This window comes from Gordonia westfalica (assembly GCF_900105725.1).
Taxonomy (GTDB): domain Bacteria; phylum Actinomycetota; class Actinomycetes; order Mycobacteriales; family Mycobacteriaceae; genus Gordonia; species Gordonia westfalica.
This window is the reverse complement of the sequence record NZ_FNLM01000034.1, coordinates 2,288,971-2,302,531: the sequence shown is the minus strand read 5'-3', so window position 1 is coordinate 2,302,531 and position 13,561 is coordinate 2,288,971. Positions and strand designations below refer to the sequence as shown.

General features: G+C 67.2%; 13 protein-coding genes and 1 pseudogene. 2 read left to right on the top strand and 12 right to left on the bottom strand.

The window, feature by feature from the left end; all coding sequences use genetic code 11:
• Positions 1-2: 2 nt before the first annotated feature.
• The 12 genes and pseudogenes from BLU62_RS15900 to BLU62_RS15845 all read right to left on the bottom strand — a co-directional run bounded on the left by BLU62_RS15900 (position 3) and on the right by BLU62_RS15845 (position 11,568).
• Positions 3-713 carry a GntR family transcriptional regulator gene (locus BLU62_RS15900; protein WP_074850570.1) on the bottom strand — a complete coding sequence of 237 codons (711 nt, stop codon included), beginning with the start codon at positions 711-713 and terminating at the stop codon, positions 3-5.
• Entirely contained in the window at positions 710-1,321 is a 612-nt protein-coding gene (locus tag BLU62_RS15895) for an oxygenase MpaB family protein (protein ID WP_139180035.1), read from the bottom strand. The genes BLU62_RS15900 and BLU62_RS15895 overlap by 4 nt, the downstream gene beginning before the upstream one ends.
• 59 nt (positions 1,322-1,380) lie before the next feature.
• Positions 1,381-2,294, bottom strand: a pseudogene (locus BLU62_RS15890) (oxygenase MpaB family protein).
• A 28-nt stretch (positions 2,295-2,322) separates the two neighbouring features.
• Positions 2,323-2,937 carry a hypothetical protein gene (locus tag BLU62_RS15885; protein WP_074850567.1) on the bottom strand — a complete coding sequence of 205 codons (615 nt, stop codon included), beginning with the start codon at positions 2,935-2,937 and terminating at the stop codon, positions 2,323-2,325.
• Positions 2,927-4,201, bottom strand: coding sequence for an MlaD family protein (locus BLU62_RS15880; protein WP_084811809.1), 1,275 nt, complete (start codon positions 4,199-4,201; stop codon positions 2,927-2,929). The genes BLU62_RS15885 and BLU62_RS15880 overlap by 11 nt, the downstream gene beginning before the upstream one ends.
• Positions 4,198-5,325 carry an MCE family protein gene (locus BLU62_RS15875; RefSeq protein WP_074850565.1) on the bottom strand — a complete coding sequence of 376 codons (1,128 nt, stop codon included), beginning with the start codon at positions 5,323-5,325 and terminating at the stop codon, positions 4,198-4,200. Before BLU62_RS15875 ends, BLU62_RS15880 begins: the two co-directional genes overlap by 4 nt.
• Positions 5,325-6,488 carry an MCE family protein gene (locus BLU62_RS15870; RefSeq protein WP_074852938.1) on the bottom strand — a complete coding sequence of 388 codons (1,164 nt, stop codon included), beginning with the start codon at positions 6,486-6,488 and terminating at the stop codon, positions 5,325-5,327. Before BLU62_RS15870 ends, BLU62_RS15875 begins: the two co-directional genes overlap by 1 nt.
• The gene (locus BLU62_RS15865; RefSeq protein ID WP_074850563.1) at positions 6,488-7,531 is read right to left on the bottom strand and encodes an MlaD family protein; all 1,044 of its coding nucleotides are present in this window, start codon (positions 7,529-7,531) and stop codon (positions 6,488-6,490) included. The genes BLU62_RS15870 and BLU62_RS15865 overlap by 1 nt, the downstream gene beginning before the upstream one ends.
• 42 nt (positions 7,532-7,573) lie before the next feature.
• Positions 7,574-8,593 carry an MlaD family protein gene (locus tag BLU62_RS15860; protein WP_074850561.1) on the bottom strand — a complete coding sequence of 340 codons (1,020 nt, stop codon included), beginning with the start codon at positions 8,591-8,593 and terminating at the stop codon, positions 7,574-7,576.
• Positions 8,590-9,894 (bottom strand): MCE family protein, encoded by a 1,305-nt coding sequence (locus BLU62_RS15855; RefSeq protein WP_074850559.1) that lies wholly within the window; start codon positions 9,892-9,894, stop codon positions 8,590-8,592. The genes BLU62_RS15860 and BLU62_RS15855 overlap by 4 nt, the downstream gene beginning before the upstream one ends.
• A gap of 1 nt (position 9,895) precedes the next feature.
• The gene (locus tag BLU62_RS15850; protein WP_425284564.1) at positions 9,896-10,759 is read right to left on the bottom strand and encodes an MlaE family ABC transporter permease; all 864 of its coding nucleotides are present in this window, start codon (positions 10,757-10,759) and stop codon (positions 9,896-9,898) included.
• Positions 10,759-11,568: an MlaE family ABC transporter permease gene (locus BLU62_RS15845; RefSeq protein WP_074850558.1), complete on the bottom strand. Its 810-nt coding sequence runs from the start codon at positions 11,566-11,568 to the stop codon at positions 10,759-10,761. The genes BLU62_RS15850 and BLU62_RS15845 overlap by 1 nt, the downstream gene beginning before the upstream one ends.
• Before the next feature lie 208 nt (positions 11,569-11,776).
• Between BLU62_RS15845 and BLU62_RS15840 the strand changes: the two genes are divergently transcribed.
• Both BLU62_RS15840 and BLU62_RS15835 read left to right on the top strand, forming a co-directional pair.
• Positions 11,777-12,616 (top strand): PhzF family phenazine biosynthesis protein, encoded by an 840-nt coding sequence (locus BLU62_RS15840; RefSeq protein ID WP_074850556.1) that lies wholly within the window; start codon positions 11,777-11,779, stop codon positions 12,614-12,616.
• A 40-nt stretch (positions 12,617-12,656) separates the two neighbouring features.
• Positions 12,657-13,547, top strand: a complete 891-nt coding sequence (locus BLU62_RS15835) for a TatD family hydrolase (RefSeq protein ID WP_074850554.1) — start codon at positions 12,657-12,659, stop codon at positions 13,545-13,547.
• The last annotated feature ends 14 nt before the right edge of the window (positions 13,548-13,561 follow it).

Here is a 13,561-nt window from a genome sequence, read left to right as displayed (position 1 = left end):
CGTTACGCGGTGCTGGCGGTGTGGGCTTCTGTCTCGGGTGATTGCTCGTCCCAGAAGCCGATCGATTCCAGCTGGGCGATCAGGCGGTCGCGCGCGTCGTCGAAGGCGGAGACGATCTCGGACTTGATGCCCGCGGTGTCGCCCCTGCGCAACAGCTCGATCAGTCGACGATGGCTGGTCGCGGCCTCCCGGCCCCACTCGGCGTCGTTCGAATAGAGCTGCAGGGGGTTGTATTTGCTCGCCGAGAACTGGAACCAGGCCAGCTTCTTGCTCTCGGCCATCAGGTGAACCTTACGGTGGAAGGCGAACTCCGCCGACAGCACGTGGTCGGCACGGCCCGACTCGACCGCCGCCTCGAGGTCGTCGACGAGAGCGGCCAACTCGTCGAGCTGCACCTCGAGATCGGGGTTCTCGGCGGCATGACTGGCCAGACGCGCGGACAGTTCGGCCTGCATCCAGAAGATGTCGACGATGTCGCCGCGGGTGAGCGTCTCCACGATGAAACCCCGGTGCAGCGCCTGCTTGACGAGTCCTTCGCCGCGGAGTGTCGCCAGTGCCTCGCGGACGGGGGTGACGCTGCAGCCCAGCGCCGACGCGGTCTCGTCGAGCCGGACGAACTCGCCCGGGCGCAGGACGCCGGTCATGATCCGGGTGCGCAGATAGTCGGCAACCTCGACGGCCAGCTGAGTCCTGTGCAGGGGTCCAGGGGTCATCGGTTGTTCCGTCCGTTGGTGTGGGGGTGTGTCACCGCGGTCTGTCTGAGTCGGGCTGCGTGACGCTCGCGTTGTCGTCTGCCGTGCCGGCGCCGAAGCGGCCCCGGACAGAGACTCTGCCAACGTCTGACCGTGCGCACCGCCCGCAGGTGGCGGCGCTCTTGGTCGATTGACCAGTCGACTCCGTAGACCGACCTTAACCGCTCACCGGCCATTCCCCACGTGAGGAGCCGCAGGCGCGGGACGTGGCGTACGTATCGCCATGGCATCGAGTACGGGGCGAAGACCTGTGCGGCCACGTCGCCTGCGGTGACGTGCTCGGGATCGTCCGACGTCGAGCGCGGCAGGGCCGCCGGATAGTCGCCTTCGACGTAGTCGAGGTACCTGCGCAGGGTCACGAGATCCTCGGGCCAGTCGTCGGGACGCACCTTGTTCACCTCCCGGACGAGGTCGCGGACGCTGTCCTCGTCACCGGCGACGGCGATCCGCAGGTAGTTCACCGTCCCCGCCCAGCGCCCGGCCCCGCGTACGCCGTACACCCCGCTCTCGACCTCGGTCGGCGCCACTCCGGAATGGGTGAGCTGCATCAGCGCAGCGCGTGGCCACATCAGGTAGATCACCGGCTCGTCGAGGATCCGCGCCAGGTTCGGCCGGGAACGCCGCGAGTTCAGATGATCGCCTTGTCGTGCTTCATCCGGCGTCGCAGGTCGCGCATCAGCATGCGACTGCCACCGAACCGGATCGACTTGGGCAGGAACTTGTTGACCACCGACACGAAGGTGAACAGATGCTGGAAGCGACGGCGGTCTTCCTCGGTCCATTCCAGCCCGAGCTGGTCACGGTAGATCGGGGCAGCGAGCCGATGGTGAGGAACCGCAGGAGATTCACGAACGGCAGCCGGATCAGCGGGTTGATCATCTTGAGGTCGACGAGGTCGTTGAGGAAGTCACAGGTGGTGTCGTCGATGACGATGCGCTGGCACCCGAGGTTCCAGTACCGGTCGAAGTCCTTGCGCGTTGCCGGCCACATCTCGTCGGGCACCTGGAGCGTGGTGCCCAGGGTCTTGGAGGACTGGTAGAACTCCTCGGCCTCCTCGTCGGTCATGACGCCGTGCAACAGCAGGTGCATGTCCTCGATGCCGACGAACAGGCATGCGGCGACCCACATCTGGAGTTCCCGGTTGAAGGCGTTGTACTTGACCGGGCTGTTCGCATCGGACTTGACGTGACGGTGAGCCGAGTTGACGGCCTCGCGGAAGGCGGCCTTCTCCTCGTCGGTGCCGAGGATCGCGACCGCGAGGTACTGGCCGGTCGTGCGGGCCCGCTTCCACGGATGCTTGGTCAGCGCGCCCGATTCGACCTTGCTCTCCATGACGCCGTAGGCGACCTCCGGCCAACCCAGTTGCATGACGACGTTCGCGGCGCCGCCGGCGAAGGACCAGAAGTCGATGGCCTCCTGGATGCGAGCGGGTTTGCGCAGGCTGGTGACCCGCCGCTTGCGCGTGGTGATCTGGATGCGGGTGTGCCGGGTCGTCAGTTCCGGCTCGGTGTCCTCGATCGACGGTAGGTAGCTCGCGGCCATGGCAGTCACTCCTCGGATCGGTGTGGGTTCACTTGGTTTCGACGTTGTCGACCAGCCAGCGGTCGCCGGACCGCTCGAGCGTCACGACCATCCGGTACGGCTGGGTCTTGCCGTCCGGGGAGACGACGTTGCGCGCCTTCTGGTCGACGAACAGGATCACCGTCGCGGAGGAGCCGTCGATCTTCTCGACGGCCGCATGCGAGACCTCCGCGGTGGCCTCGCCCTTGCCGTCGGTGACGATCTGGCTGAGGGCGGTGACCATCTCGCTGTACTTCGCCGCGAAGTCGTCGGTGGACATCGCGGCGATCGCGTCCCGGTTCTTGTTCAGATCGCGATAGTCGAAGCTCGACAGCTTGATCGCGTAGTCCTTCGCGACGTCGATCGCCGCCGTGCTCGCCTCGGTCGAGGTGGCCGGGGAATCGGTTGTGGCGTACTGGTATCCGAAGAAACCCGCGAGTGCCGCGGCGACCACGAGCAACGTGGCGAGGACGCCGGTGGTCGAGACGGCCCGCTTCCGCGGCTTCCGGCGCAGGGGAGCGGTCCGGGAGGCGGACTTCGTCGCGCGCGACGTGGTGTCCCCGGCGGCGGTTCCGGTCTCCTCGACATCCTCGTCGGAGTTGCGAGTGGTTGTGTCAGTTGCCATTTCGTGCCCTTTCCAGAAGTTCTTGCCACCACTGCAACAGCTCCACGCCGTGCGGGATGAGTAGTGGATCGGCGACGGCGGGTGGTCCGGAGACACCGCCGGGGGATTTCCAGGTGCTCGTGCCCAGGTCGTTCGGTCGTGGGGCGTTCACCGCGCCGCGCTGTTCGTAACCGTTGCCCGCCGGGCAGAAGCGCGCGAGATTCGGGGCCGGGGTGTGCAGGTCGCCGACCGGATAGCGGGGCTGGTCGTAGAACATGCAGACCGGTCCCTGGGTACCGATGAGCGCGAAGTCGGCGCGCCCGTTCTTCACGATCGAACGCAGGTCCAGCAGACCCTGGGGGATCGTTTCCAGGCCGACGGCGAGTGACTGGTCACGGTCGGAGATGATCGGTTCCACCACTGCGAGATTCGCCATCACACCGCCGAATGTGCCGCGGTACCTGTCGAACAGCGCCTGGGTGCGGGTCAGGGACTCGGGTGACTTGTCGAGCAGGTAGACGAACACCGGCTGGTTGGCGTCGAGCTGATCGGTGAACGTCGCCGCGCTGCGCATCCCGGCCTCGAAGGCGGTGGTGGTGTTGCTCATCGCGGACAGCACCTGCAGCCATTCGTCGAAGAGTCCCTGGAGGATCGGCGCGTTGCGGTTGACGAGTCCGGCGAGCGCGGTCCCGTTCGACACGATCTTGGCGAGCGCCTTCTCGTCGTGGTCGAAGGCCGCGTAGAACTCGTTGCCCAGCGTGGAGAGATTGCCGCTGCCGATGCTGCGCAGCACCGACGCGGCGTCGCCGATGATGGCGTCCATCTGCTTGGGCTGCCTGTCGGCCGGCGCGGCGAGGGTGTCGCCGGACTCCAGATACGGGGCGTCGGCGTCGGGCGAGATGATGTCGACGCTCTGGATGCCGGCCATCGAGGCCATCGTGACCTGCATGTAGGAGTCGGCAGGGATGCGGGTGTCGCCGCGCACGACCAGTTCGATCTCCGCGGCGCCGCCGGCCGGGTCGAGCTCGACGGATCGAACGGTGCCGACGTCGACGCCCCGGAGCGTGACGCCGGTCCCGGAACCGAGCCCGAACGCGTCGTCCATGCGGGCCTTCAGCACGATCTTGTCGCCGAAACCCTCGGGCCCGGCGATGAAGTTGATGCCGTAGGGGATCACGATCGCCGACAGGACGAGGAAGATCAGGAACTGCAGCATCCCGGTGCGTGCCTGTGGCATCCGAACGCGGGGCATCCGAAGGCGCCGGGTCTTCGCCTTGGTGGTCATCGCGGGGCTCCTGCGGGTGGGCTGGGCGTCGGAGTGGTCGTCTTCGTCGGTGTTGTCTTCTTCGGCTTCGTGTTCGCGAGACCGCCGGACAGCACGTTGCGCAGGTCGTCCGGCGTCGGCAGGGGGCCGCCGGCGAGCAGGAGGCCGCCGGTGAGGATCTTGTCGATGCCGCCCGGGATGTCGAGGGAACCGTCGAAGACGAGGTAGTCGCCGCGGATGGCGCGGTCGAAGTTCTTCATGAACGCGTTCATGTTGTCCAGGGTCGAGCCGACCTCGGTGTTGAACGCGGACAACGACTTCACCATCTGCTCGGCGTCGCCGACCAGGTGGTTGAGCGTCTCCTGCCGACCACGCGTGATCGCCGCGACGTTGGTCGTCAGGCGGGTGGTCTGCGACATCAGCTTCGCGATCTGATCCCGTTGGGCGGCGAGTACGTTGACCGCCTGCGGGACCTGGCCGAGGAAGTCGTCGACGGTCTGCTGTTGCGCCACGAGGAGTTCGCTGACATCCGCGGCCTCCGCCATGGCCGCGTTGAAGTCGTCGGTGTACTTCGACGACCGGGCGAGCAGCCGGTTCAGTGTGTCGATCAGGTCGCCGACCTTGTCGGAGCGGTTCTCGAAGGCGGTGTTGAGACTCGACATCACCGACTGGAGCTGGCTGACGCCACTGCCGCCGAGGATGTTGCCCAGCGCGGCGAGGGTGCTCTCGATCTGCGGGCCGACGCCGGTGTCGGAGAGGTCGAGATGCGAACCCTCGGTGAGCCGGCCCTCCGGCTCCTCGGGCTCCGACAGGCGGACGAACGGGGTTCCCAGCGCCGACGGTAGTTCGACGTTCAGCGTCGTGTTCGCGGGGAGGTCGGTACCGTCGGCGATCGTCATGGTGATCTCCGCATGCCGCTCCTCGAGGCGCATGTCGGTGACGCGTCCGACGATCTGCTGCCCGTGCCGGACGTCGGCGCCCGACACCAGGCCGTCGGCGGTGACCAGTTCGGCGGTCACGTCGAAGGCGTTGCGGCCACCGGCACCGAGCGGCAGGTCCTGCAGTCCGACCGAGCAGCCGGACAGGCCGACGGTCGCCGCGATCGCCGCGGTCGCGATCCGGGTTCGATTGGCGCGCACAGTCATCAGTTCTCTCCCTTCGGGGGGAGTTTGCCGCCGGTGATCGCCGAGACGATGCCCAGCGGGTCGGATGCGCTGATCGGGAACGAGATCGGGTTGGTGAGTCCGGCGCCGGTGCACAGCGGCATCGGGAACTGGTCGCACAGCGGTTTGAGCGTCTTGAACTGAGTGAGCGTGGTCGAGACGTTCAGGCGGATGCGGCCGCGGCGGTCGGGACCGATCGTGCTCGAGAGGTTCTGCATCATCAGTGGTGCGAGGTCCATGAACTCGGCGAGCCCGGCCTTGTTGTCGACCAGGGTGTCACCGAGGACCTTCAGGTTCTCCGCGACGACGCCGACATCGTTGCCGTGGGCGAGGACGAAGTCGTTGATCTGGTCGAAGACGACCTTGAGATCGTTGACCGGGCCGGCGATGTCCTGGTTGGACGCCGCCCACTGGCTGCTCAGCAGACCCATCGAGGTGATGAGGCCGTCGAGCGAGACCTGCTTGGCGTGGAAGGTCTGCATCAACGTGTTCAGGCTGTCGATCAGGTCCTGCAGGTCCTCGGTCCGTGCCCCGAAGATCCCCGACGCCGAGGCGAGCCCGGACATCGTCGTCCCGAAACCGGTGCCGCGGCCGTCCCACGACTTGGCGGTGGCGGCCAGGAGGGAACCCATGTCGTTGGGGTCCGCCGGTGCACCGGGCGCGGCGTCGGCGGGACCCATGATCTTCGTCAGCACGCTGATGCTGTCGAGGAGCTGGTCGAAGCTGATCGGGGAGTGGGTGCGCTTCATCGGGATGGTCGCGCCGTCGGGCAGCTGCGGCCCGCCGGTGTAGGCCGGACCGAGCTCGAGGTGGCGGTCGCTGATCACCGACGGATTGAGGACGTAGGCCGACACGTCGGCGGGGAGGTCGATGTCCCCCGGCATGGTCATGGTGACCTTGACGTGGTCCCCGGCGGGCTCCACGTTCTCGATACGGCCGACCGGGACGCCGAGGACGGTGACCTTGGATCCTTCGTACAGACCGTTGACGAATGCGAAATCGGCGTGGACGGTGCGGATGTGGGGATCGCGGCCGAACACGTACCACGTGCCCACGATGATCGCGACCACGAGAAGCAGTGCGGTGAAGATCTTGCCGCCGTAGCGCTTGCGCGGGCGGACCTCGCGTACCTGGCGAAAAGTCATCAGCGGCACCCCTGCATCACGCCGAGAACACAGAGCATCCCGTCGGGGATGACCGCGCTCGGCGACACCACGTCGGTCCAGTTGCCGTTACCGGTCGCATCGGTGACCGTGCGCATCGCCGGCGGGAGCTGCGTCAGGATCCGGTCGATCGACGACACGTTGTCCTTCAGCGTCTCGGTCACCGACTCGATGTTGGTGACGAGCTGTCCCATGGGGATCTTCGGGAAGGTCGTGGCCATCTGGTCGAGCACCGCCCGGAGGTTGTCGGTCAGCCGGGTCAGCAGGACGCGCCGGACGACCAGGGTCTGCACGATCGCCTGTGTGCTGGACATGGCGCTCGAGATCGAATCACTCTGCTGCACGGTCACTTCGGCGACCCGCTTGGAGATGGCGAGGAGCTGGTCGAGCTGCGTGCCCGTTCCCGTGATGGCGGCCATCGCGCCCGTCGCCCCCTTCATCGAGGCGTCCAGGGTCGAGGTGCGGGGCATGATCTCCTTCATGGTCACGAACATCGCGCGCACGGCCTCTTCGTCGATGTCACGCGAGGCGGTGACCGCGGCGCCGGAGATGTCGTCGAGGCTGTAGGGCACCGTGGTGCGGTCGAGCGGGATCGTGTTGTCGGGACCGACCTTTCCCGATCCACCCGGGACGATCTCGAGATAACGCTTGCCCAGGACGGTCCGGAGCCGGACCGATGCGCGCGTCTGATTGCCCAGCGGCTGATCGTCGTCGAGCCGGAAGCCCACGCGGACACGGTCTCCGGCGAGATCGACCGACTCGATCCGGCCGGCCGGGACACCCGCGACCAGCACCGGGTCGGCGGTCGTCAGTCCCGAGGCGTTGGCGAGCTCGGCGGTGTACGGGCTGGTTCGGGTGAAGTAACTCAGCTGGGGGATGCCGATCGCGATCAGCATGAGCGCGACCAGGGTGATGATGCCCGCCGTGCCGAGGACCGCGGGTGACGCACCCTGTGCGCGCTTGTCGGACTTGAAGACGAACTCCAGGATTCCGACGAAGACGTCGATGAGCCTGACCAGGAACACGGACTTAGACTCCTACCTTGCTGGGAGCTGACATGGCTTGCCTCACATGCAGACCGGGGAGTGGAGGGGGCCGAAGATGTTCGCGTCCAGGCCGAATGCGCCCAGGGTGAAGTTGCAGAGGTAGAGCATCATGAATCCCCCGTATCGTCCGCTCTTGTTGATCTCCTCGGCCATCACCGGAAGCCGGTCCAGGAAGGTCGTGAACGCCGGCGTGTTCGGAACCCAACTGGCCGTGACCTGTTCGAGTCCCACCATGGTCTGCCGGAAGTCGTCACCCGCGACGGTCATCATGTCGGCGAGCGCGGACACGGCGCGATCCCCGCTGTCGAGGAGGGTGGCGAGCTGACCGTTGTCGCCGACCACCGCCGAGGTGAGGTCGGACAATCCGCGGAAGAGCTCGTTCAGCTGCGGATTGTGCCGATCGACGGTGCCCATCAGTACGTTGAGGTTGCTCACCAGCCGGGCGAAGACCGCGCTGTTCGCCGAGAGGTTGTTGCCCATCGACGCGATCTGGCCGAGCAGTGTCTGCACCGAACCCGAACGCCCCTCGAAGGTGTCGACGAAGCCACGGGCGAGATCGTTGACCTGGTTGGCGTCGAGCGCGGAGAACAGCGGCTCGAAACCGTTCATCAGGGCGGTGAGGTTCACCGGCGGTGACGTCCCCTCGACGGGGATTCGCGTGCCGTCGCGCGCCGTTCCCTCCGAGCCGCTGTCGGTGAGCGCGATGTAACGCGCACCGAGCATGTCCCCGTAGCGGATCGCCGCGTGGACCTGCAGGGGCAGCTGATGGTCGTCGGAGATCGTGACGGCGACGTCGGCCAGGGCCGACCCGTCGTCCTGCGGCTGGAACGCGACGGACTCGACGCGGCCCACCCGCACCCCGGACATGGTGACCGGGTTGCCCTCGACCAGGCCCTCGGCGTCGGTGAACTGGATGTGATAGGTCGTCGTGGAACCGTGAACCGGGACGCGCAGCGTGTTGCTGACGAGTACCGCGGCGATGATGCCGATGAGGACGAACGATCCGGCTTTGAGGATCGTCTTCAGCGAGAGAGTGGTCATGACACCTTCACCTCGTGGCCGCGAACCATCGGGCCGAGCATCAGGGTGGTGGCGGCGTTGGGCCCGGTGCTCTTCGCCGGGGTCGCGCCCAGTTCGGCTTCCAGGCGGCTCAGCGTGGGTGCCTCGCGGGTCCCGTCGATGACCGGGGGACCGCCGAAACCGGAAGGGGTGTAGGTGGGTTCACGCGGCGAGAGCAGCTTCGGGTTGGGTGCGCCCGGCGGCCGGACCGGTCCGGTGCCCATGCCGGTTCCCTTGCCGAAGCACTGCGAGCCGCGCAGCGATCCGTACGTCGGGCAGTCGGCGGCCGTGTACGGCATCGGCTGCGAGAACGTGGGAACCGCGGTGATGTCGAAGCGTCCGCTCGAGAACAGCATCGCGCCGGCGGCACCGAGCTTCTTGGCCTCGGCGAGCGTCTTGCTGACCCCCGACGGGTTGTCCGCGACGGTCGAGAGGATGGTGCCGGTGGAGTCGAGCACGGTGATGATGTTGTTGCGCTGGGCCGCGAGGAACGGGTCGACCGCGCCGGCGAAACCGGATGCGGCGGTGAGGAACGACGCCAGGTTGTCCTGGTTCTCGAGGATTCCGCGGGAGATGCTGGTGGTGTTGGCGAGCGTCTCGGTGATCGCCGGGGTGGAGCGCTCGAGACTCTCCATCACCGCGCGGAATTTCGGTGTGGCGTCGATGAACTCGTTGACGGTCGTCTCGAGTGTGCGCGACGCCTGCCACCAGTCGTCGATCATGACGCCCAGGTCGCCGCCGCGGTCGCCGATCGCGGAGGCCACCGCGGTGAGCGCGATGTTCATCTTCTCGGGCTGGACCTCGGCGAGGACGTCGGCGAGTTTTGTGTAGATGTTGTAGAGGTTCGTGGCCTCGGCCGATGTGTCGATCCTGATCTCGTCGCCGTCGGAGAGCGATTCGGTGCCCTGCGCGGACGACGGTGCGGTGAGCTGAACGTAGATGTCGCCGAAGAAGGTTCGCGGCAGCACGCGCATGGTGACCGTCGCCGGGATCGCGTCGATCGCCGCGTCGTCGATGGAGATCTTCACCTGCGACGAGACGGTGCCCGCGTCGATGCCGCTGATCTCGCCGACCGTGACACCGTGGTACCGGACGGGTGCGCCGGTGGTGATGAGCCCGGCCTCGACCGGCACCTCGGCGAACACCTCGGGGTCGCTCGCGAGGGTGCCGGCGCTGCGGGCCACCATCCACACCGCGAAGGCGGTGATGAGTGCGCCCGCGATCAACGCGCGGAGGATGTAACCGAATCGGGAGACCGGATTGCCCGGCAACATGGTCGACATGTCAGATCCCCATTCCCGGGATCTCGGGGACCAGGCCCCACAATCCGAACGTGAAGATCACGTCGAAGATCCCGATCGCCAGGATCGACGTGCGGAGGGCGCGCCCGGCCGCCTGACCGACGCCTTCTGGTCCGCCGGAGGCGAAGTACCCGTAGGAGCAGTGGACCAGGGCCACGATGCCGGCGAAGACGATTGCCTTGATCGCGGAGTAGAGCAGGTCCGTCGGGGTGAGGGCCAGATGGAAGAAATAGTCGAAGGTGCCCGAGGATTCGCCGTTGAACCACACGACGACGAGGCGGGTCGCGATGTAGCTGGCGAGCAGGCCGATCATGTAGATCGGCAGGATGCACACCATCGCCGCGATCATGCGGGTGGTCGCGAGGAACGGGATCGACCGGATCGCCATCGAGTCGAGTGCGGCGATCTCGTCGGAGATGCGCATCGCGCCTACCTGGGCGGTGAATCCGGTTCCGACCTTGGCGGCCAACGCGATTCCGACGACGACCGGCGCGAGTTCGCGGGTGTTGGCGATCGCGGAGAGCATGCCCGACAGTGAGGTCATGCCGACCAGCTGCAGTCCGCGGTAGGTCTCGACGCCGAGCATCATCGCGGCCGCCAGGGACATTGCCAGGACGATGCCGAGCGTTCCGCCACCGGAGAGAAGCGATTTCGACCCGAAGGTCACCTCGGCGATCTGGTTGAGCACATGCTTGCGGTAGTGCACCAGGGTGAACGGGATCGCGGCGATCGCCCGCACGATGAAGGTGACGAACTCACCCGCCCGGACGATGCCGGAGACCGTCTGGTCGATTCGACGCCCGACCCGGCGTTCGGTACGCACCGTCACGTCTGCCGAGACCACCATCAGTACGCCCCCACGGCCGGCACCATCACGGTGTAGAGCTGGGACAGGATCGTGTTGAAGACGAACACCAGAGCGAAGGCGATCACGACCGCCTCGTTCACCGCGTCGGCCACCCCTCGTGGGCCGCCGCGTGCGTGTAATCCCTTGAAACAGGCCACGATCGTGGACAACAGCGCGAACATGGCCGCCTTCACGAGTGCCATCACGAAGTCCGAGAACCGGCCGTACTGGCTGAAGGTCGCCATGAACGCGCCGGCCGGCAGGTGCTGCACGTAGATGTGGTAGAGGTAGCAGGCTCCGACGCCGGTGACGGTGATGAGCGAGCACAGCACCAGCGAGACGACGATGGCGGCGAGGAGCCGGGGAGCGACGAGGCGCTCGATCACGTTGAGCCCCATGACCTCCATGGCGTCGACCTCTTCGCGGATCTTGCGGGACCCGAGGTCGGTGCAGATGGCCGAGCCCGCGACGCCGGCCATCATCAGCGCGGACACGAGGGCCGAGGCCTGGCCGACGATGATGAACGCGACGACCGCGCCAGAGTAGCCGCCGGCGCCGATGCGGCCGGCGAGTTCACCGACCGACACCGCGATGAAGACGCCCACCGGGATCATCAGCAGCAACGACGGTCCGGTGCTGACCCGACCGATGAAGACCGTCTGGTTGAGCGTCTCGGCGATGGACAGGCGTCGGCGGAAGGTCGCGACGACCAGAGCTCCGATGGCCTGCAGCGCGAACCCGAGTGTGTGACCGGCCTCGTTGGCCAGGTCGCGCATCGGCCCCCGGGAAGCGGGCAGCTCGAACGCCATTGATCCCCCTGTCATCGCGGTGACATCCCCCGACGCCGGTCGCCGACTGTGACCCGCGTCGCAGAGGGAAGGTATCCGGTTTTATATATGAAATCAAATAAGACGATTATTTCGATGCGTCTCGCCTGGTGGCGACGGGTCGTTTGCCGCATTTCTGTCGGGAGAAACTCCGTGGCCGACGCGTGATCCCCAGTGAGACGATGGCGGGATGACTCGTCGTTTCGCTCAGGTCGATGTGTTCTCGTCCACCGGCACCGAGGGCAACCCGGTGGCCGTCGTCGTCGACGGTGGTGGTCCCGGTGCTCCCGTTGCGGAGGATCGGATGGCGGCCTTCGCCCGCTGGACCAACCTGTCGGAGACCACGTTCGTGCTGCCGCCCACCGATCCGGCCGCCGACTACAAACTGCGGATCTTCACCCCCGACGGGGAGCTGCCGTTCGCCGGCCACCCGACCCTGGGGTCGGCGCACGCGTGGCTGACCTCGGGCGGCCGGCCGAAGGGGGAGGACGTCGTGCAGGAGTGCGGCGTGGGGCTGGTCCGCATTCGCCGGTCGGGCGCGCGACTCGCCTTCGCGGCCCCGCCGTTGCGACGGTCGGGCCCGGTGGACTCCGGCGTCGTCGACGAGGTCGTCGCCGCCCTCGGCGTCGATCGGGGTGAGGTGCTGGCGGCGGAGTGGGTCGACAACGGTCCCGAGTGGATGGTGATCCAACTGGGATCGGGGGAGCGGGTGCTCGAGGTCCGTCCCGACATCCCCGCACTCGGCGACCACAAGGTCGGATTGCTCGGTGTCTACGGTTCGGGCGACGTCTTTGCCGAGGTCAGGGCCTTCGTCCCGGGGATCGGGGTTCCCGAGGACCCGGTGACCGGCAGCCTCAACGCGGGGATCGCGACCTGGCTACGGGCGACGGGTCGGGCGCCGGCCACCTATGTCGCCGCCCAGGGTGCGGCGATCGGACGGGCCGGCCGCGTCCACATCCACGACGACGGCGAGGACATCTGGGTGGGCGGCGACACCGCGACCGTGATCGAGGGCACAGTCGCGCTGTAGCCGGACGCGAGATGTCGCCGGTCTGTGTCAGGGTGTTGCCATGAGCGACGCCCTCACCGACGAGGCCGAGACCCTGAGCAACAAGGCGGCCAAGAAGCGTCGTCGGCGCGAACCGCCGCCGGATCCCGCGCCACTGCCGGGCCTGGTCGACGCCCACACCCACCTCGCCGCGTGCGGCGGGCGGGACGCCGGGTCGGTGCGCGCGATCCTCGACCATGCGCAGGCTGTCGGCGTCGATCAGGTGGTGACCGTCGCCGACGACATGGTCGATGCCCGCTGGGCGGTCGCCGCCGCGGAGTGGGACGACCGGGTCTACGCGGCCGTCGCGCTGCATCCGATGCACGCGGGCGACCTGAACGACGAGACGGCCGCCGAACTCGAGCAGATGGTGCGACACCCGCGCGTCGTCGCGGTGGGTGAGACGGGCCTCGACTACTACTGGCCCGGAAAGTCCGACGACTGCGCGTCCCCGGAGGTGCAGCACGAGACGTTCCGGTGGCACATCGACCTCGCCAAGCGGGTCGGCAAGCCGCTGATGATCCACAATCGCGAGGCCGACCGGGATCTGCTCGACGTCCTGGCCGCCGAAGGCGCGCCGGACACCGTGATCATGCATTGCTTCTCCGGTGACCGGAACGTTGCCCGCGAATGTGTCGACCGTGGGTTCATGCTCAGCTTCGCCGGAACTGTGAGCTTCGCCAATGCCGAGGAGTTGCGTGTCGCGGCGGAGCTGGTGCCCGACGAACTGATCCTCGTCGAGACCGACGCGCCCTTCCTGACACCTCATCCCTACCGTGGCCAGCCGAATCAGTCGTACTGCCTGCCGTACACGGCGCGAGCCATCGCCGAGGTCAGGGGTGTGTCCGAGGAGGAGATGGCGCGACTGTTAGGGGCGAATGCGCGGCGCGCCTACAACATCCCTTTGCCATAATCTGGCCGGTTCGT